The organism is Streptomyces sp. NPDC026417 (assembly GCF_055567695.1).
Genome location: NZ_JBVHPY010000003.1, coordinates 55404 through 74392, shown reverse-complemented (window position 1 = coordinate 74392; position 18989 = coordinate 55404). Strand labels below are relative to the sequence as shown.

Here is an 18989-nt window from a genome sequence, read left to right as displayed (position 1 = left end):
GCTTCGCTTCCTCACCAGCTTCGGAAAGGAGCGATCATCAGTGCTATACCCACTGCTCCCACCCCCCCCCCCTCCCCTCTCCCCTCCCTTCCCGCCTCGCCCCACTCGGGCCAGCAGGTCCGCGCGTACGGCGTGGAACGCGTGGTAGCCGTCGAGGTCGAGCTCCTCGACCAGGGCGAGCGCGGGCTCCGGGCCGGCGGTCTCGGCCACCGCGACGGCCCGGTTGAGGGCGACGACGGGGCTCGGAGCGAGGGCCGTGAGCTGGTCGTACAGCCGCAGGATCTGTCCCCAGTCCGTGTCGGCGGCGGTCGGGGCGTCACTGTGGACGGCGTTGACGGCGGCCTGGATCTGATAGGGGCCGGGGCGAGCGCGGCGCAGACAGCGCCGCACCAGGTCCTGCCCCTCCGCGATCAGCTCACGGTCCCAGCGGGAGCGGTCCTGGTCGGCGAGGAGGACGAGCTCGCCGTCGGGCGTCTCGCGGGCGGGCCGGCGGGACTCGACGAGGAGCATCAGCGCGAGCAGGCCCGCGGCCTCGGGCTCGTCCGGCATGAGCTCGGCCAGCAGCCGCCCGAGGCGGATCGCCTCCCGGCACAGCTCGGCCCGGCCCCCGTAGCCCTCGTTGAAGACCAGGTAGACGACGGCGAGGACGCCTCTGACGCGGTCCGGCAGGTCGGCGTCGCGGGGGATGCGGTACGGGATGCGGGCGTCGCGGATCTTCGCCTTGGCCCGGACGAGACGCTGGGCCATCGTCGGCTCGGGCACGAGGAAGGCCCGGGCGATCTGTGCGGTGGTCAGGCCGCCGAGCAGTCTCAGCGTCAGGGCCACCTGGGCCCGGGTGGAGAGCGCCGGGTGGCAGCAGGTGAAGATCAGACGGAGCCGGTCGTCGCGCACGGGGCCCTCCTCCACCGGTGCGTCCCGCGCGTACAGGCGGGCCGCTTCGGCGTGCCGGGTCTGTCGTGAGGACTCGCGCCGCAACCGGTCGACGGCACGGTTGCGGGCGGTCGTGATGATCCAGCCGGCGGGGCTGGGCGGGACACCCGTGTCCGGCCAGGTCCGCACCGCCGTGGCGAAGGCGTCCTGGACCGCCTCCTCGGCGAGGTCGATGTCGCCGAGGTGGCGGACGAGCACGGCGACGGCGCGGCCGTACTCCGCACGGAACACGGCCTCGATCTCCGCGCCGGCGGTCGCCATCAGTCCTCGGCTTCGCCCAGGAAGGGGCGCACCTCGATGGGCAGCGTGGTCGCCAACGTGGCCTTGCGGCCCCATGCGAGGGCGGCGTCCAGGTCGGGGGCCTTGATGAGGCAGATCCCGCCGAGGTACTCCTTGCTCTCGGTGTACGGACCGTCGGTGACCAGGACGTCCCCGTCCCCCGCGCGGAGCACCGTGGCCGTCTCCGGGCCGTGCAGCCCCCCGGCGAAGACCCAGGCCCCGGCCGCGCGCAGCTCCGCGTGGAAGACGTCGAGATTGTGCATGATCTCTTCCAGGGCCTCCGGCGCGGGAGGCTCCCCCACCGGCTGCATCACGCTCAACAGGTAGTGCTTCATGACGTGTCCTCCTCGGTCTCGTCGCGCTTCTCACTGCCTACACGAACGGGAGACCGCCGGATCGACACCGGACATCACGACACCGGGAGATTTTTTCGATGACCACCGCACCGCACCCTCTCGTCATCCGTGCGCGGCGGCTCGCGGACGAGGTGCTGGCGCCCCGGGCCGAGCGGGTGGACCAGGAGGGCGTGCCGCCCGCCAGTCTCGATGCGATCAAGCGGGCCGGGCTGCTCGGGGTGGGTGCTCCGGTCGAGTACGGCGGGTCGGCCGCTCCGGCGGCGGTGGCCCGGGAGATCGCCGAGATCCTCGCCGGCGCGTGCTGTTCCACGTGGTTCGTGCAGACCCAGCACCACACGCCCGTGCAGACCCTGGTCGGCGGTGAACGTGCGGTGCGGGAGCGCCTGTTGGGCAAGCTGGCGACCGGCGAGCTGCTGTCGGGGGTGGCCTACGCGCAGCTGCGCGCCCATCCGCGGGTTCCGGTGCGGGTCACACGGGAGCGCGGCGGCTGGCGCTTCGACGGCACCGTCCCCTGGTACACGGGGTGGGGCCTCAACGACGTGATGCTGCTGGCCGGCGTGACCGACGAGGACGAGGCGCTGTTCGCGTTCACCGAGGCCCGCGAGCAGTCCGGGCTGCGTCCGTCTCCGCCCATGCGGCTGGCCGCGCTCGGTGCCTCGCGCACGGTCTCGCTGGCGCTCGACGGGCTGTGGCTCCCCGACGACGCCGTGGCCCTGCGGGCGCCCTACGCCACCTGGGCGGCCGGCGACCGTCCGAGGAACACCAACGCCTCCCCCGCCGTCTTCGGGATCACGGCGGCGGCGCTCGCGCTGCTGGACGGGGACCCGGCCGCCGAGAGGACCGCGCGCGAACTGCGCACCCGGCTCGGAGCGGTTCGGGCCCGGGCGTACGCGCTGGCCGACCACCCGGTGCCGCACGAGCGCCTGGACGAGCGGCTGGCGTGCAAGACGCAGGCGTACGACCTGATGCGCGCGGCCACGACCGCGGCGGTCGTGGCCGGCGGGGGCCGCTCCATGGACCTGGGCAGCCCGGCCCAGCGGCTGGCCCGCGAGGGGATGTTCCTGCTGGTGCAGGGGCAGACGGCCGAGGTGCGCACGGCGCACCTCGGATCGCTCTCCGGCCTCTAGGACGACCGACGTTCCGCGCCGGCCGGACGGTGGGCGCGGGCGGGCGCGGCGGTCGGTGCCGGCTCGGCCGGGGTGAGGCGACCGGGTCCGTACCGGGCGGCCGCCGACGGCCCGGTGGTCGGTGCCGGCGGCCCGGCGTTGCGGCCGCGTCCGCACCGCGGGCTCCGATCAGCTCGCGAACGGTACCTGCGCGGACGGTGTCGCCGCGGGGGCGAACGGGTGCTGCCACACCCCCTGTGCGGCGAGCCGGGGCAGGACACCCTCGCCGAACCAGTACGCCTCTTCGAGATGGGGGTAGCCGGAGAGGACGAACTCGTCGATGCCGAGGCGGTGGTACTCGGCGATGCGCTCGGCGACCTCCTCGTGGCTCCCCACCAGGGCGGTCCCCGCGCCACCCCGGACCAGGCCGATACCCGCCCACAGATTGGGGTGGATCTCCAGTCCGTCCCGGCTGCCGCCGTGCAGGGCGAGCATCCGCCGCTGGCCCTCGGACTCGCTCCGGGCGAGTCCGGCCTGCACGGACTTCACCGTCTCCGGGTCGAACCCGTCGAGCAGCTGGTGCGCCTCCGCCCAGGCCTGTTCGGAGGTGTCGCGGGTGATGACGTGCAGCCGGATGCCGAAGCGGACGCGGCGCCCCTCCTGCTCGGCCAGCGCACGGACCCACCCGATCTTCTCGGCGACCTGGGCGGGCGGCTCGCCCCAGGTGAGGTAGACGTCCGTATGCCGCGCGGCGACCTCACCGGCGACGGGCGACGAGCCCCCGAAGTAGATCTCGGGCACGGGGTCGGGCACCCGGGCCAGCCGGGCGTCCTCGACCCGGAGGTGGTCGCCGGACAGGTCGACGGTCATGCCCTCCCACAGGTCCCGCACGATCTGCAGGAACTCGCCGGTCCGGCGGTAGCGGGCGTCCTTGTCGAGGAAGTCGCCGTAGGCCCGCTGCTCGTGGCTCTCGCCGCCGGTGACCACGTTGAGCAACAGCCGCCCGCCGGTCTGCCGCTGGAAGGTGGACGCCATCTGGGCGGCCAGCGTCGGCGAGACGAAGCCCGGCCGGAAGGCGACCAGGAACTTCAGCCGCTCGGTGTGCTGGCTGACCATCGCGGTGGTCAGCCAGGCGTCCTCGCACCAGGCGCCCGTGGGGGTGAGCGCGCCGACGAAGCCCAGGTCCTCGGCGGCGCGGGCGATCTGGCTCAGGTAGGCGACCGTCGGCGGCCGGTCCCGGCCGGAGGCGGTCGCCGGGGTGCCGTGGCCGCCGCCGACGACATGCCGGCTGTCGCCGTTGGTGGGCAGGAACCAGTGGAAGGTCAGGGGCACGGGGTGGTCTCCGATCGTGGGGGACTCAGCGGAGTCGGTGGCGCGGGGCGGGGTTCCGTTCGGCACCGCGCGCGGTGCCGACGCCGTCAGGGAGCCCGACTCCCGTGACGGCGGGCGGCGTTCGGGGTTCGGGGTTCGGGGTTCGGGGTTCCGAGCCTGGTCGCCGGGAGCTCCGGACCGGGGCGGCGGCCACCGCCCGCCCGGGCGTCGTCGGTGAAGACGGAGACGACAGAGCCGGGGTCAGACCGCCGCGGCCAGCAGGGGGGTACGCCCGAGCGCCGCCGCGAACTGGTCGACCACCTGGGTGAGGGCCTCCGCGGCGGCGGGCGCCACGGAGATGCTGCCGTCGTCCTCCGTGGTGATGTCCTTGTCGAGGGTGAACCAGCCCTGGACGATGTGCGCGGCGCCCATGGAACTCAGGACCGGGCGGAGCGCGTAGTCGAGGGCCAGGACGTGGGCCGTGCTGCCGCCGGTGGCGAGCGGCAGGACGGTCTTGCCGGTGAGCGCGTACTGCGGGAGCAGGTCGAGCAGCGCCTTCAACACGCCGGAGTAGGCGGCCTTGTAGACCGGGGTGCCGACGACGACGCCGTCCGCCCGGGCGAAGAGCGCCGTCGCCTCGACTATGGCGGGGTGCCTGAAGTCCGCCCCGAGCAGGGCCTCTGCGGGGATCGTGCGGATGTCGAGCGGGATCACCTCGTGTCCCTGGGCGGCGAGCCGGGCGTCGAGGTGGCGCAGCAGCTTCGCGGTGCGGGAGGAGGCGGACGGGCTGCCGGAGACGGACAGGACGGTGGCCATGGGGCCCTCTTTCGTGAGCGGGGATCGGCGAGTGTCTGGCGGGGACGGAGTCGGGCGGTCGGCCTCCCGCTCGCGGCGGGCGCGCGTCAACCGGCCGCCGGCGTACGCGCGTTCATGGGGTGCCGCAGGGAACAGGACGGGCGGGGCCCGGCAACTCCCACGGAAGGGAAGGCGGCCACGTGCTGCGCGGACACCCGGAAGGACCGCGCCGCGCGGACGGAAATCACCGCCGGGCGTGGTACGGAGAAAAGGCGCAGGGACGACCGCGGGAGTGAGCGGAGGGGGCCGCAGGTGCGAAGGGGGCCCTACCGTCGGGCGTCGTCAGGCCGCGCGGCAACAGAAGGAGCTGGAGACACGCGCGAGGTCGACATGGCGTCGCCGCGTGAGGTCCAGTCGCATCTTCATGTCGCCGATCGTCGCAGCCGCCCGTCGAGGCCGTCAAGGAACGGCGGACCGGTCTCGCATCCCGGACCGCCGAATTTCACGAAGGCGTGACAGGGAAACCCTTGAACGCCTCGGTGCGCCGACCGCATCCTGCTGCGATGCGCACAGAGCAGCTGGAATACATCGCGGCCGTCACCCGGCTCGGCTCACTGCGCCGGGCCGCCGAGGAACTCCACCTGTCCCAGCCCGCGTTGAGCGAGACCGTACGGAATCTGGAACGCGAACTGGGCGTCGATCTCCTGGAGCGCAAACGCACCGGGGCACGGATGAGTGCGGAGGGCCGCGAACTGCTGCCGCACATCATCAACGTGCTCGACGCGGTGGACCGGCTGCGGGGCGCCGCGGGCGAGCAGCACCGCATCAGCCGGATGGTCCGCGTCGGCACGGTGAACGCGGCGACGGCGCCGCTGCTCATCCCCACCGTCCAGGCGTTCCGTACGACGCACCCGATGACCCAGGTGGAGGTGGTGGGCGCGCAGCAGTCCGACATCCACCGGGCGCTGGCGGAGGGCGGCCTGGATCTCGGGCTGGTGAACCATCTCGACGGAGACGACATGCCGGCAGACTTCGAGAGCACCGAACTGCTGCGCGGGCGGCCGGTGTTGTGCATGCACCCGGACAGCCCCCTGGCCGCCCGGGCGGTCGTGCCGGTGTCCGACCTCCTCCACGAACCGCTGATCGCGATGCGCTCCGGCTATGTCATGCACCGCTACGTCCGGCGGCTCCTGGAGGGGCACGAACCCGTCTTCGCGTACTCCACCGACGGCGCCGAGATGGGCAAGCTGATGGTCGCCGAGGGCCTCGGCTGTACGGTCCTGCCCGACTTCAGCGTCGTCGGAGATCCCCTGGAGCGGCAGGGAGCGATCATCCACCGCCCCCTCGACGACGATACGACCCGGTCCTGCTCATGCTGCGCCGCCGCCGGGCGGAGTCCGTCCCGCGCGCGGCCCACGACCTGCACACGGCCTTCGTGCGCAGGTCGGCGGAGCTCGGCGGGTCCCTGAGCCGGCGGGAGTGAGCGGCCGGTCCGGGGCGGGGCACCCCGGGAGCCGCTGTCCTCCGGGTCCGGGGAGGCGGGGACGGGTGGGCACCGTACCGGCCGCACGGGTGCGCGGGACCGATGTCGGCGAATCACGCGGCACCGCCCGTCCGCCCCACTACCCTGTGTAGCACCGCGACAGCAGTCGGGAGGTGAACAGGCCTGCTCATGAGCGAGCACGAGGAACACGAGCACCATCCCGGGACGATCCCGGTCCAGCAGATGCGGCCCGGCGATCACGCATTCTTCGGCTACGAGGGCGACACGCACGGCCGGGACGTGATGTCCGCGTTCGTGTGGGCCGGCCTCGCCCGCGGGGAGAAGGTCATCGTCTTCGGACCACCCCACCTGACGGACGGTCAAGTGTGGTCCGCCTTCGAGGAGGCGCCCGGACCGGTGCTGGCCACGGCCCGGCGCACGGGACGGCTGTCCCTGAGCAGCATGCGGCAACTCATCGTCCCCGCACCGGAGTTCACGGCGGACAGACAGTGGGAGCGGATCGGCGAGGAGAGCCGGGCCGCCCGCGACGAGGGTTTCACCGGCCTGCGCACCTACATCGACATGGGCTGGGTGGCCGACCTCGGCGCCGACGTGGAGATGATGATGGACCGGGAGCAGCGGGCCGGGCACCTGTTCTCGGACGGCTTCTACAGCGAGGTCTGCGCCTACGACGAGGACCGCTTCGACGAGCGGGTGCTGCGGGCGATGCGGCGTGCCCATCCCCGCGATCTCCTGAACCGGATCGGCCAGTTGAGGTGTCTGCACACGGGAAGGACGCTCCATATGGTCGGAGAGGCCGACCTGACCACCCGTACCCAGTTCGTCCGCGCGCTGCGGGACGCGCTCGCGCGCACCGGCGACGGGTCCCCCGTCACGATGGATCTGCGACGCGTCGAGTTCCTGAGCGTGCGGTGCGCGCAGGACCTGGTGCGGCTGATGGGCGAGCCGGACGCCGGGGGCCCGGTCCGGGTCCGCTGCTCCGCCCGGCACGCGACTCTGCTGGGTCGCCTGGGCGCGCGCCCGGCCGCCATCGAAGTGTCCGGGTGATCGGCTCATGCCTCTCGACACGGGTGACGGTTCCTCGCACACCGCTCAGGACGTCCTGCTGCACAGCCGCTTCGCCGGCGCCGACATCCCGCGCCTGCGGGTGCTCGTGGAGGGCCACGCGAGTCTGGCCGGACTGGTGGAGCCCCGACGCGGCGACTTCGTGGTGGCGATGGACGCCGTGGCCACCAACGCCGTCCAGCACGGGGGCGGGGACGGGACGCTGGTCCTGCTGCACCGGGCCGGTGAACTCGAGTGCCGGATCACCGACCGGGGCCCCGGCTGCAGCGAGGCCGTGCTCGCGGAGCTCGCGCCGGCCGGTGACGGGGGCGGCGGGCTGTGGCTCACCCGGCTCGTCGCCGACCGGCTGTCGATCACGCCCGGCGTCCCCGGCACGACCGTCAGCTTCTCGATGCGACTCGGCTGACGGTCGTGGTACCGCGTGCGGGAGCCGGGCGGCCCGAGACCGCCTCAGTCGTCGTCCCGGGCCGGGACGAACACCGCTAGGCCGCCGTCCCCGGCCGGGACGGAACCCGTCCCCGGGCGTCCTCCGACGCCGGACGTCATCCGTCCCGGCCGTCCTCCGGGGCAGGACGCACACCGTCTCAGTCGTCGTCCCGGGCCGGGACCACCACGAGGAACGCGTCGGACTTGAGGTCCATCACGACGGTGGCGGGCTCACCCTCGGCCCGGCGTCGGGCGGCGTACTCCTCCGCCGGCCACGATCCGCGCGGAGAACCCGCTGGAAACCGCTCCAACACCTTCGCACCCATACCGGCAGACACCTCCACCATCGACTCCGACTGGTACCTCCGTACGTTCCGCTTGCCCGCGTTCCGCCGGGACATGTCATTGCGGTGAATCGCCCCCGGCGCGGCGGCTGAGCGGGCCCGGCCACCAGGCGACGGGGCCCAGGTCCCGGACGAGTGCGGGCACCAGCAGGGACCGTACGACCAGTGTGTCGAGCAGCACCCCGAAGGCCACGATGAAGGCGATCTGGACGAGGAAGGCGAGCGGGATGACGCCGAGGGCGGCGAAGGTCGCCGCCAGCACGACGCCGGCCGACGTGATCACACCGCCGGTCGCCACCAGGCCGCGCAGGACACCCTCCCGCACACCGTGGCGCAGCGACTCCTCCCGGACCCGGGACATGAGGAAGATGTTGTAGTCCACGCCGAGGGCCACCAGGAACACGAAGCCGTACAGCGGGACGGACGCGTCGGTGCCCGTGAAGCCGAAGCCGTGCCGGAAGACGAGCGCCGAGATGCCGAGCGTGGCAAGGAAGTTGAGGGCGACCGTGGCCACCAGCAGGACCGGCATCAGCAGGGAGCGGAGCAGTCCGACCAGGATGACGAGGATGATGGCGAGGACGACCGGGACGATCAGCATGCGGTCGCGCTCGGCGGTGTTCCGCGTGTCGTACTGCTGCGCCGTGTAGCCGCCGACCAGCCCCTTCGCGCCCGGTACCGCGTGGACCGCCGCGCGCAGGCGCGCGACGGTGTCCTTGGCCGCGTCGCTGTCCGCCGCCGCCCGCAGGGTGACGTCGATGCGCACCCTGCCGTCGACGACCCGGGGATCTCCCGCGCCCGGTCGCCCCGACTCCGTCACCGGCACGGCCGACACGACGCCCTCGGTGCCGCGGGCCGCGGCGGTGACGCGCGCGAGGCGGTCCGCGTCCGCGATGACGACGGCGGGGTTGCCGGAGCCGCCCGGGAAGTGCCGTCCGAGGGTCTCCTGGGCGGCGACGGAGGGTGCGTCGTTGACGAAGGTCTCGTCGAGGGGAACGCCCTTGGCGGTGAGCGTCGGCGCGAAGGCGACGCACACGAGCAGCGCGGCCAGGGCGGAGGCCCACACCTTGCGCGGTGCCCGGTCCACCAGTGCGGCGACCCGGCGCCAGATGCCGTGTCCGCCGCCCGTGGCCTCGGCGGGGCGGGGCTTGGCCGGCCAGTACGCGGCGGGGCCGAGCAGGACCAGCACGGCCGGCAGGAAGGTCAGCGTGCTGAGCACGGCGCAGACGATGCCGATGGCCCCGACGGGTCCCAGCGCCCGGTTGTTCGTCAGGTCGCTGAGCAGCAGGGCCAGCAGGCCCAGGGCCACGGTCCCCGCACTGGCGACGATCGCCCCGCAGGACCGGCGGAGCGCGGCCCGGGCGGCGGCGAACCGGTCGTCGCGCGCGGCGAGTTCCTCCCGGTAGCGGGCTGTCAGAAGCAGGGCGTAGTCGGTGGCGGCGCCGATCACCAGGATGGAGAGGATGCCCTGGACCTGGCCGTCGACGCGGACGACGTCGTGGTCGGCGAGGACGTAGACGACGGCGCAGGCCAGGCCGAGGGCGAAGACCGCGCCGATCATGATGACCAGGGGCAGCAGCAGGCTGCGGTAGACGAGCAGCAGGATCACCAGCACGGTCAGCAGGGCCACGCCGAGCAGCAGCCCGTCGATGCCCGCGAACGCGTCGGACAGGTCCGCCTGGCTGGCGGCCGGGCCGGCGATCCGGGCGGTCGTGCCGGGCACCTTGCCGGCGGACGCCCGGATCCGGTCGAGTGCGGGGGGCAGTTCGTCGCCGAGGCCGGGCTCCAGCTGGACGACTCCCTGGAGGGCCCGGCCGTCCTTGGAGGGGAGGGCGGGCGAGACCTCGCCCACGACTCCCGGGGCGTCGGCCAGGGAGGCCAGCGCGCGGGTGGCCGCGGCCCGCTGGGCCGGCGCGATCGCCGCGCCGTCGGCGGTCCAGACGACGATCGCGGGCAGCGTCTCGTCCTGCTGGAACGCGCGTTGCTCGGCGATGACCTTGGTGGACTCGGCGTTGCGGGGCAGGAAGGCGGCCTGGTCGTTGGTGGCGACCTCGCCGAGTTTCCCGGCGTAGGGGCCGAGTGTTCCACCGATCCCGAGCCAGGCGACGAGCAGGAGCAGGGGCAGCAGCCAGCGGGCTCGCCGCGGGGTGAGGGACATCGCTCTCCAGGAAGGGACGGCATGTATCTCAATGAAAAACAATCTTAATCATTGAGAGATAGTGGGTCCGGATCGTAGCCCACGCCCTCCCCTTCCGGACAACGCGCCCGGGCGGATGCACCCGGCGCGAAGATTCAGGGGCCGGGCGAACGCACCGTGGAGAGTTCCTCGTTGAGCGCCGTCAGATAGCGCAGCGCCACCGACAGCTCCTCCTCGGTGAAGCGCGCGTGCACGGTCTCCGCCGCCTGGGCGAGCGGCCGGAAGTGGGCCCGGGCCACGGACTTGGCGTCGGGCACGTAGTGGACATGGACGACGCGGCGGTCGGCGCTCTCCCGGACCCGGCGGATGTGGCCGGCCCGCTCCAGCCGGTCCAGACAGGCGGTGACCGCCCCCGAGGTGAGGCCGAGGTGCTCGCGCAGCCGGCCCGGCGTGAGCGGCTCCTCGGAGTCGAGGACGGCGGCCAGCGCCTGGATGTCGGTGGCGTGCAGGCCCTGCCGGCCGGCGAACCCGTGCACCATGCGGTTGATCTCGCCGTTCATCCGGCGCAGCTGCACCGCGAAGGCCTGGAGGTCCGGCGGCACCGGGCGGCTCGGGGCCGGTCCGCCGTCGCGTGCGCGGTCACCCGCTCGGTCGTCACCGTCGTCTCGTCTGGCCACGCGGTCAGCCTATAGAAGCCGCCGCTCCGCCCCGGCACCACGGCCGCGGACCCGGAAGGAGTACACGGGCGCATCCGTCGGGCCCCTCCGTGTGGAAGAGATCCCGAAGGGGGCCCACGGAACGGACGACACGGTGAGCGGAGAAGCGATGAGCGGTGACGAGGCCGGTCCCGGCCTGAACTGTCTGGTGACCGGCGCCACCGGCTACATCGGCGGACGGCTGGTACCCGAACTGCTGGCCGCGGGGCACCGGGTCCGCTGTCTGGCGCGCTCCCCCGCCAAGCTGCGCGACTACCCCTGGGCGGGCGACGCGGAGGTGGTGCGCGGCGACGTCACGGACGCCGATTCGGTCGGCGAGGCGATGCGCGGCATTGACGTCGCGTACTACCTGGTGCACGCGCTGGGCACGGGCAAGGACTTCGAGGCGACCGACCGCCGGGCGGCCCGGATCTTCGGGGAGCGGGCCCGGGCGGCCGGCGTCCGGCGCATCGTCTACCTGGGCGGCCTCACCCCCGTCGGCGTACCCGAGAAGGAACTGTCGCCGCACCTCAGGTCCCGCTCCGAGGTCGGTCGCATCCTGCTCGATTCGGGCGTGCCCACCACGGTGCTGCGCGCCGCCGTCATCATCGGATCCGGCTCCGCGTCCTTCGAGATGCTGCGCTATCTGACCGAGCGGCTGCCGGTCATGGTCACCCCGAGCTGGGTGCACACCCGCATCCAGCCGATCGGAGTACGGGACGTCCTGCGCACCCTGGTCGGCAGTGCGCGGATGCCCGCGGACGTCAACCGCGCCTTCGACGTCGGCGGCCCCGAGGTGCTGACGTACCTCGACATGATGCGCCGCTACGCGAAGATCGCCGGTCTGCCGCGGCGGCTCATCGTCACCGTGCCGGTCCTGACCCCCCGGCTCTCCAGCCACTGGGTCGGGCTGGTCACTCCGGTGCCGCGGTCGATCGCCCGCCCGCTCACCGAGTCGCTGCGCCACGAGGTGGTGTGCCACGAACACGACATCGCCCGGTACGTCCCCGATCCGCCGGGCCGCCCGATCGGCTTCGACGAGGCGGTCTCGCTGGCCCTGCAGCGGGTGCGGGACGCCCAGGTGACGACGCGGTGGTCGTCGGCGTCCGTCCCCGGCGCCCCGAGCGATCCGCTGCCCACCGACCCGGACTGGGCGGGCGGCAGCCTCTACACGGACCGGCGGGAGCTGGTCGTGGACACCTCCCCCGCGGCCCTGTGGCGGGTGATCGAGGGGATCGGCGGTGACAACGGCTGGTACTCCTTCCCGCTGGCCTGGGCGGTCCGCGGCTGGCTGGACCGGCTGGTGGGCGGTGTCGGACTGCGCCGGGGCCGCCGTGACGCCGCACGGCTGCGGGTCGGCGACTCGCTGGACTTCTGGCGGGTGGAGGAGATCGAGCCCGGCCGTCTGCTGCGGCTGCGGGCCGAGATGCGGCTGCCGGGGCTGGCCTGGCTCGAGATGTACGCCGAGCGGGGCGACGACGGGCGGACCCGCTACCACCAGCGTGCGCTGTTCCACCCGCGCGGGTTCCTGGGGCACGCCTACTGGTGGAGCGTGTCGCCGTTCCACGCCGTGGTCTTCGGCGGCATGGCCCGCAACATCGCCAAGGCCGCCGCCCGGGACGCGCCCGCCGCCGCCCGGGAGGCCGCGCCCTCGCACGCCCCGTGACCGGCCCGCGCCGACTGCCCGGCGCGCATCCGTTGGGGCCACCGCGCCCGAATCAGTTGGCCGTCCTCCTCCCCGACGCCCGCACCGGAGCCGCACCATGAACGTCTCGGTCGTCCTGTTCACGTCCGACCTGCGCCTGCACGACCATCCGCCGCTGCGGGCCGCGCTCGACGGGCCGGGCGAGGTGGTGCCGCTCTTCGTGCGGGACGCGGCGATCGACGCCGCCGGGTTCACCGCGCCCAACCGGCTGGCGTTCCTGGCCGACTGCCTCACCGATCTCGACGCCGGGCTGCGCGAGCGCGGCGGCCGGCTCGTGGTCCGTTCGGGTGATGTCGTCGACCAGGTGTGCAAGGTGGTCGCCGAGTCGGAGGCCGACGAGGTGCACATGGCGGCGGGGGTCAGCGCGTACGCCCACCGCCGGGAGGAGCGGCTGCGGGCCGCCCTGGAGGCCGAGGGATGCCGTCTGCACGTCCACGACACCGTGATCACCGCGGTGGCGCCCGGTACCGTCACCCCGGTCTCCGCCGACCACTTCTCCGTCTTCACGCCGTACTTCCGGCGGTGGTCCGGCCTGCACCTGCGCGAGATGCTCGGCGCCCCGCGGCAGGTCCGGGTACCGGACGGCGTCCCTTCCGAGCCGCTCCCCTCGCGAGGTGCCACGCGGGGCGTCTCCGAGGGACTGGCCGAGGGCGGCGAGACGGAGGGGCGCAAGCGGCTGACCGCCTGGCTGCGCAGCGGGCTGACGGCGTACGAGGACCGGCACGACGACCTGGCGGGCGACGCCACCTCGCGCCTCTCGCCCCACCTGCACTTCGGCACGCTCTCACCGGTCGAGGTCGTCCACCGCGCCCGCCGGACCGAGGGCCCCGGCGCCGAGGCCTTCGTGCGGCAGATCGCCTGGCGGGACTTCCACCACCAGGTGCTGTCGGCGCGGCCGGACGCGGCCACCGCCGACTATCGCACCCGGCACGACCGCTGGCGGTCCGGGACGTCCGCCGAGGAGGACGTGACCGCCTGGAAGGCGGGGCTCACGGGGTATCCGCTGGTCGACGCGGCGATGCGCCAACTCCGCCACGAGGGCTGGATGCACAACCGCGGCCGGCTGCTGACCGCGAGCTTCCTGACCAAGACGCTGTACGTCGACTGGCGGGTCGGCGCCCGGCACTTCCTCGACCTGCTCGTGGACGGCGACCTCGTCAACAACCAGCTCAACTGGCAGTGGGTGGCGGGCACCGGCACGGACACCAGGCCGAACCGGGTCCTCAATCCGGTGATCCAGGCCAAGCGGTACGACCCCGACGGGGCGTACGTCCGGCGCTGGGTGCCCGAACTCGCGGGGCTGGACGCCTCCGTGGTGCACGAGCCGTGGAAGCTCAAGGGCCCCGAACGCGCGGCGTACGACTATCCCGAGCCCCTCGTCGAGCTCTCCGAGGGTCTCGCCCGCTTCAAGCAGGCTCGCGGACGCGACTGAGAGGCCCCGGCCCGGCGCCGGTGAGGGGCGCCGGGGCCGAGGTCAGCGTCCGAGGTCCCGCAGGAGTTCACGGGCGGCCCGCGCGCCCGAGGCCAGCGCTCCCTGGACGGAGCCGGTGGCCCGGTGGTCGCCGCACACATAGCGGCCCGGGGACACGCGGGCCCCGCGGCTGAGCGGCTGCGGGGGCGCCATGGCGGGCAGCGCGTCCGGGATTGTCCGGACCGTGAGGAGACGCCACGCGTGCGCGTCCGTCCCGTAGGCCTCGGTCAGCGCGTCGCGTACGGCCGTCTCCCGGCCCTCGTCGTCCCCGCCGAGGACCGACGTGGCCACCAGGGAGGCGCCCGGCGGCGCGTAGCCCGGCACCACCTCGCTGAGCACCGCCGTGTTCAGGAAACGGCGGCGCGTGTCGGTGAGCAGAGTCGGCTCGGCGAGCGGTGAGCGCTCGGCCGCGTGGTAGTAGGTCGTGACCGTCCGGTACGGCGGCACCTCCAGCTCGGGCAGCAGTCCGACGGCCGGGCGCGGTCCGGTGGCGACCACCACGGCGCGCGCGGGGATCTCGCCCCCGGCGCTCAGCTCGACGCCCGCGTCGGTGAGGCGGTCCACGGGGGCTTCCAGCCGGACCGTCCCGGAGGGCAGGGCGTCCGCGAGCTGGGCGGGCACGGCGCCGATGCCCTCGGCGGGCAGGCAGAGGGTGCCGCGCAGCATGCTGCGCCAGACCAGGTGGAAGACCCGGCTGGAGGTCTCCAGGTCGTCCTCCAGGAAGACGCCGGACAGGAAGGGGCGGAAGAAGCGCTCCACGAACTCCTCGGAGAACCCGGCCGCCGCCAGCGCGGTCCGGGTGGTGCGGTCCGCGCCGCGCTTCAGCAGCCGCACGGGCCCGAACATGTCCCGGGCCGACAGCGCCCCGAGTGCGAGCAGGTCGCGGGGGCCCGCGAGCCGGCCGGGCAGCAGATCGGCGGCCCGGCGCGGGGTGCGCGTCGGGTCGCTGAAGCGGAGCCGGCCCTCTTCGGTGTGGATCAGGACGCCGGGGGTGAACGGCCGCAGGCGCAGGTCGCGCACGGACAGCCGCCGACGCGCCTGCGGATAGGAGGTGTTGAAGACCTGGAAGCCCCGGTCGACGAGGAAGCCGTCGACGCGGTCGGTGCGCATCCGTCCGCCCACCGCGTCGGACGCCTCCAGGACGCGGACGGTGAGCCCCGCGTCGATGAGGTCACGAGCGCACGCGAGACCGGCGAGGCCCGCCCCGACCACGAGCACGTCGACCTCTTGGCGGGTCCCGGCCATGACTACCACCCTTCGCATTGTGGAGGTCGTTCCGGCGGAACGCCCACCGGGCATCCGCCGTACGCGGCCGCGTACGTCCCGTACCCCGCTCTTCCCGCTGCCCCGGTTCCGCGGATGCATGAATGGCGGAGGGTCACCGTCGGCCGGGGTGGCGCGACCGGTTGCGGAGGCGGCGGTCAGGTCGGTGCGTCCGGGGCGGCCGTGTCGTAGGTGCGGGCCAGTGCGGCGAGCGCGTCCCGCAGACCCGGGGGCCGCAGCATGCCCTGGGTCCGCTGTCCCGCCCAGCCCGGGCCGCCCAGCAGGACGACGGGCTGGCGGCGGGCGCCCTTGACCCCCCAGCGCGTGGCGGCGACATGGTGAGCGAGGGGGTGGCTGGCGGTGGAGCGCGCCTGGGACCACAGGACGACGGCCGACGGCCCGAGCCGCTGCACGGCCGCGGTGAGTGCCTCGACCGGGACGGCCGAGCCGAACATCCGCGTGGGCAGACCGGCTTCGGCGAGTCCGGCGTTGAGTGCCTCCAGGGGCAGGGTGTGCTGTTCGCCCGGCACGCACGCCAGCACGACCGGTCCCGCCCCGGTGTCCGCGACCCCCGGGTCGACGGGCCAGGTCGCGCGGCGCAGGGCCGTGGAGATGTGCCAGGAGAGCAGGTGCTCCACCTCGACGTACCGGTCTCCGGAGGACTCCCACTTGCGTCCGACGGCGTGCAGCGTCGGCACCATCACGTCCTCCCAGGCGGCGACCACTCCGTGCAGTTCCATCAGGGAGGTCAGCTGTTCCTCGACGGCGGGCGCGTCGAGGCGGACGGCGGCGCGGGCGAGGCCGCGGCACTCGTGACGGGCGTCCCCCAGGGGCAGCGCGCCGGCCGCCCGTGAGCGCCCGCGCCGCACCGCCTCGGCCGCCGGTGGGGAGGCGGGTCCGGCCGGGCGGCCGCCGGAGGCCTCCTTGGCGGCCCGGGCCGCCTCGGCGGGCGGCACGCCGGACGAGGTCAGGCGGCACATCGTCTCCAGCATCGCCACGTCCTGCGGCGTCCAGCGGCGGTGCCGTCCGTCGGCGCGGACGGCGGGGCCCACCCCGTACCTGCGGTCCCAGGAGCGCAGGGTCGTGGGCGACACCCCCAGGCGGCGGGCCAGGGCGCCGGTGGTCACGCCCGCCTCGGGGGGCGACGGCTCCCGATCCGTGTCCCGGACCGCCCGCTCCGTGGCCGACTGCTCCGGAATGCGGCGCTCGGCCGGTCCGCTCTCGTTCATATGACGACTATACGACGCAGAAACGATGCGAGTTGTCGCAACGCTTGTCTGCTTCGGAGCATGGGGGCACCGGAAAGCGGAGACGCGTCCACCGTGAGGAGTCGAGGTCATGACCGCACTGACGTTGCCCCGAGGGGCCCCTGCGGCGGAGGAGCTCGCCGACACGGACCTCGTCGAGGGCTTCGTGGCGGGCGACGAGGCATCCCTGACGGCCGCCTACCAGCGCTGGGGAGCGCTGGTGCACACCCTGGCCTGGCGCTCCCTCGGCGACACCCGGGAGGCCGAGGACGTCACCCAGCAGGTGTTCCTGGCGGCCTGGCGGGGCCGCGGCGGATACCGGCCCGACCGCGGCGTCTTCGCCGGCTGGCTGGTCGGCATCACCCGGCGCAAGGTGGCCGACGCCCTGTCGGCGCGGGCCCGGCGCAGCGATCTGGTGGCCGCGGCCGGCTCCGCACTCGCGGTGGCCGACCACTCGGCGGTCCATCCCGAGTCCGCCCTCGACCGGGTCCTGCTGCGGCACGAGCTTGCGCGGCTGCCCGCCCCCCAGCGCCGGGTCCTCCACCTCGCCTTCTACGAGGATCTGACGCAGACGCAGATCGCCCAGCGCACCGGCTGGCCGCTGGGCACCGTCAAGAGCCACGCCCGCCGGGGACTGCACCAGCTGCGCCGCTGCCTGCAGCCGGAGGCGACGGCCGCACGGTGACCAGGATGCGAACAGGAGTGACCCCGCATAACTCGATGCATCAACGATTCATCCACCCCGCCACCCGTCGATGAGGTCGTCCGGACGGCCCGTACGGTTCCCGCGCCGGCGGGCCAATCCGACGCGACACCGGCTCCGGATCATTTCCGTACCCGTCGCACGTCCTGGAGGACCGTCCCGTGAAAGAAGCCGTGGAGATCGGCAGGAATCCGTATGCGGAGCCGAGTCTGCCGGACCTGATGGGCGAGGTGGCCCGTGGCGACCAGGACGCCTTCGCGTCCGTCTACGACGCGGTGGCGAGTCCGGTGCTGGGCATCGTGCGCAGCGTGCTGCGCGACCGGGCCCAGTCCGAGGAGGTCGCCCAGGAGGTGCTGGTCGAGGTGTGGCGGACGGCCGCCCGCTACCGGCCCGAGCGCGGCTCGGTCATGAACTGGGTGCTCACCCTCGCGCACCAGCGGGCCGTGGACCGGGTGCGCTCGGTGGAGGCATCCGCGGCACGCGACCACAAGGCGGCCCTCCTGGAACGCACTCCGGAGTTCGACGAGGTGACCGAGCAGGTGGAGGCACGTCTGGAACGCGAACAGGTGCGGCGCTGTCTGCGCACGCTGACCGAACTGCAGCGGCAGTCCGTGACGTTGGCGTACTACCGGGGCCTCACGTACCGCGAGGTGGCCGAGCTGCTCTCCCTGCCGCTCGGCACGGTCAAGACCCGACTGCGAGACGGTCTCATCCGGCTCCGCGACTGCCTGGGGGTGGCGGCGTGACCACTGTCGACCTGCACACGTTGACCGGCGCGTACGCGCTGCACGCCCTCTCCGAGGACGAGCGCGGCGCGTTCGAACGGCATGCCGCGGACTGCGAGGCCTGCACGGACGAGGTCCGTGAACTCGGCGAGGCGGCGGCGCGGTTGGGCCTCGCGGCCTCGGCGCGACCGCACCCGGAGCTCAAGAGCCGGGTCATGCGGCGGATCACCACGGTCCGCCAGGAGGCTCCCCGCACCGTCCCCCTGCCCCGGCCCGGCCGGTCGGCGCTCCGGGCGGGCGGGCTGCCGCGCTGGACCCTCGCGGCCTGTGTCGCCGCCGCGGCGGCGCTCGGCGGCGCCACGGTGTGGCAGCACGAGCAGGCGCAGGACGCCCGGGCACAGGCGGCCCGCGCGGAGCAGCGGACGGACGCGATGGCCTCGGTGCTCGCGGCCCCCGACGCCAAGACGCGGACCGCGGCGCTCGCGGACGGCGCCCGGGGCACGGTCGTGGTGTCCGCGAGCCGCGACGCCGCCGTGTTCATCGGCTCGGGGATGCCGAAGCCGCCGAACGGAAAGGTGTACCAGCTCTGGTTCGACGACGACGGGACGATGCGGTCGGCCGGCCTGATGGACCCCGGCCGGAGTACGGAGGCGGTCCTCATGGAAGGGGCCGTCGACGGGGCGTCCGGGATGGGCATCACCGTCGAACCGGCCGGCGGGTCCGCCGAGCCGACCTCGTCGCCGGTCGCCTTGATGGCCCTGCCCGCCTGAAGACCCGACCGTCCGGCCCGCCAGCGGCGGCTCCGGGCCGGGCGGTCCTCCGAGGCGTCGCCCCCCCGTCCCCCCCCACCAGCGGGGGACACGCCCGCGCACGTGCGCCGGGAGGCCCCCCGCACCCCATTCCCCCGGGGCATCTCCACCCTGTCACCTG

At 74.0% G+C, this 18989-nt stretch carries 17 protein-coding genes and 2 pseudogenes; 9 read left to right on the top strand and 10 right to left on the bottom strand.

The features are described 5' to 3' along the window. Nucleotides 1-93 precede the first annotated feature (93 nt). Nucleotides 94-1191, bottom strand: a pseudogene (locus ACZ4NT_RS05530) (RNA polymerase sigma factor); the annotation flags it as partial. After that, nucleotides 1191-1544 carry a YciI family protein gene (locus ACZ4NT_RS05525; protein WP_121408188.1) on the bottom strand — a complete coding sequence of 118 codons (354 nt, stop codon included), beginning with the start codon at nucleotides 1542-1544 and terminating at the stop codon, nucleotides 1191-1193. The pseudogene ACZ4NT_RS05530 and the gene ACZ4NT_RS05525, both read right to left, overlap by 1 nt. Before the next feature lie 98 nt (nucleotides 1545-1642). On the opposite strand from ACZ4NT_RS05525, the gene ACZ4NT_RS05520 reads away from it, so the two are divergent. Next, complete coding sequence (locus ACZ4NT_RS05520; protein ID WP_467723651.1) at nucleotides 1643-2692, top strand: acyl-CoA dehydrogenase family protein; 1050 nt, start codon at nucleotides 1643-1645, stop codon at nucleotides 2690-2692. A 168-nt stretch (nucleotides 2693-2860) separates the two neighbouring features. On the opposite strand, the gene ACZ4NT_RS05515 is transcribed toward ACZ4NT_RS05520, so the two are convergent. The 3 genes from ACZ4NT_RS05515 to ACZ4NT_RS05505 form a co-directional block, all read right to left on the bottom strand. Continuing rightward, a complete protein-coding gene (locus ACZ4NT_RS05515) occupies nucleotides 2861-4003 on the bottom strand; it encodes an LLM class flavin-dependent oxidoreductase (RefSeq protein ID WP_467723649.1) in 1143 nt (380 codons plus the stop codon). Nucleotides 4004-4243: 240 nt separating this feature from the next. Beyond that, entirely contained in the window at nucleotides 4244-4798 is a 555-nt protein-coding gene (gene ssuE, locus ACZ4NT_RS05510; protein WP_467723647.1) for an NADPH-dependent FMN reductase, read from the bottom strand. A 321-nt stretch (nucleotides 4799-5119) separates the two neighbouring features. Then, complete coding sequence (locus tag ACZ4NT_RS05505) at nucleotides 5120-5197, bottom strand: putative leader peptide (RefSeq protein ID WP_365876167.1); 78 nt, start codon at nucleotides 5195-5197, stop codon at nucleotides 5120-5122. A 143-nt stretch (nucleotides 5198-5340) separates the two neighbouring features. Here ACZ4NT_RS05505 and ACZ4NT_RS05500 point away from each other — a divergent pair. From ACZ4NT_RS05500 to ACZ4NT_RS05490, 3 genes and pseudogenes are all read left to right on the top strand, one after another. Then, nucleotides 5341-6260: pseudogene (locus tag ACZ4NT_RS05500) on the top strand (LysR family transcriptional regulator). A 189-nt stretch (nucleotides 6261-6449) separates the two neighbouring features. After that, nucleotides 6450-7328 carry an MEDS domain-containing protein gene (locus tag ACZ4NT_RS05495; protein ID WP_121408192.1) on the top strand — a complete coding sequence of 293 codons (879 nt, stop codon included), beginning with the start codon at nucleotides 6450-6452 and terminating at the stop codon, nucleotides 7326-7328. 7 nt (nucleotides 7329-7335) lie between these two features. Continuing rightward, the gene (locus ACZ4NT_RS05490; RefSeq protein WP_121408193.1) at nucleotides 7336-7752 is read left to right on the top strand and encodes an ATP-binding protein; all 417 of its coding nucleotides are present in this window, start codon (nucleotides 7336-7338) and stop codon (nucleotides 7750-7752) included. Nucleotides 7753-7930: 178 nt separating this feature from the next. Here ACZ4NT_RS05490 and ACZ4NT_RS05485 read toward each other — a convergent pair whose 3' ends face one another. From ACZ4NT_RS05485 to ACZ4NT_RS05475, 3 genes are all read right to left on the bottom strand, one after another. Then, nucleotides 7931-8119 (bottom strand): hypothetical protein, encoded by a 189-nt coding sequence (locus tag ACZ4NT_RS05485; RefSeq protein ID WP_121408677.1) that lies wholly within the window; start codon nucleotides 8117-8119, stop codon nucleotides 7931-7933. Between the two features lie 55 nt (nucleotides 8120-8174). After that, a complete protein-coding gene (locus ACZ4NT_RS05480) occupies nucleotides 8175-10271 on the bottom strand; it encodes an MMPL family transporter (protein ID WP_467723644.1) in 2097 nt (698 codons plus the stop codon). Between the two features lie 134 nt (nucleotides 10272-10405). After that, nucleotides 10406-10927: a MarR family winged helix-turn-helix transcriptional regulator gene (locus tag ACZ4NT_RS05475; protein WP_467723642.1), complete on the bottom strand. Its 522-nt coding sequence runs from the start codon at nucleotides 10925-10927 to the stop codon at nucleotides 10406-10408. Between the two features lie 148 nt (nucleotides 10928-11075). Between ACZ4NT_RS05475 and ACZ4NT_RS05470 the strand changes: the two genes are divergently transcribed. Further along, entirely contained in the window at nucleotides 11076-12611 is a 1536-nt protein-coding gene (locus ACZ4NT_RS05470) for an SDR family oxidoreductase (protein WP_121408679.1), read from the top strand. Nucleotides 12612-12708: 97 nt separating this feature from the next. Continuing rightward, complete coding sequence (locus tag ACZ4NT_RS05465) at nucleotides 12709-14082, top strand: cryptochrome/photolyase family protein (protein ID WP_467723640.1); 1374 nt, start codon at nucleotides 12709-12711, stop codon at nucleotides 14080-14082. A gap of 42 nt (nucleotides 14083-14124) precedes the next feature. Here ACZ4NT_RS05465 and ACZ4NT_RS05460 read toward each other — a convergent pair whose 3' ends face one another. Then, complete coding sequence (locus ACZ4NT_RS05460; protein WP_121408196.1) at nucleotides 14125-15366, bottom strand: NAD(P)/FAD-dependent oxidoreductase; 1242 nt, start codon at nucleotides 15364-15366, stop codon at nucleotides 14125-14127. 176 nt (nucleotides 15367-15542) lie between these two features. Then, nucleotides 15543-16613: a MerR family transcriptional regulator gene (locus tag ACZ4NT_RS05455; RefSeq protein WP_467723637.1), complete on the bottom strand. Its 1071-nt coding sequence runs from the start codon at nucleotides 16611-16613 to the stop codon at nucleotides 15543-15545. A 109-nt stretch (nucleotides 16614-16722) separates the two neighbouring features. On the opposite strand from ACZ4NT_RS05455, the gene ACZ4NT_RS05450 reads away from it, so the two are divergent. From ACZ4NT_RS05450 to ACZ4NT_RS05440, 3 genes are all read left to right on the top strand, one after another. Next, on the top strand, nucleotides 16723-17316 hold the full coding sequence (locus tag ACZ4NT_RS05450) for a sigma-70 family RNA polymerase sigma factor (RefSeq protein ID WP_121408198.1): 594 nt from the start codon (nucleotides 16723-16725) through the stop codon (nucleotides 17314-17316). Nucleotides 17317-17495: 179 nt separating this feature from the next. Next, nucleotides 17496-18080 carry a sigma-70 family RNA polymerase sigma factor gene (locus ACZ4NT_RS05445; RefSeq protein ID WP_121408199.1) on the top strand — a complete coding sequence of 195 codons (585 nt, stop codon included), beginning with the start codon at nucleotides 17496-17498 and terminating at the stop codon, nucleotides 18078-18080. Then, on the top strand, nucleotides 18077-18829 hold the full coding sequence (locus ACZ4NT_RS05440) for an anti-sigma factor (protein ID WP_121408200.1): 753 nt from the start codon (nucleotides 18077-18079) through the stop codon (nucleotides 18827-18829). Before ACZ4NT_RS05445 ends, ACZ4NT_RS05440 begins: the two co-directional genes overlap by 4 nt. Nucleotides 18830-18989: the final 160 nt, after the last annotated feature.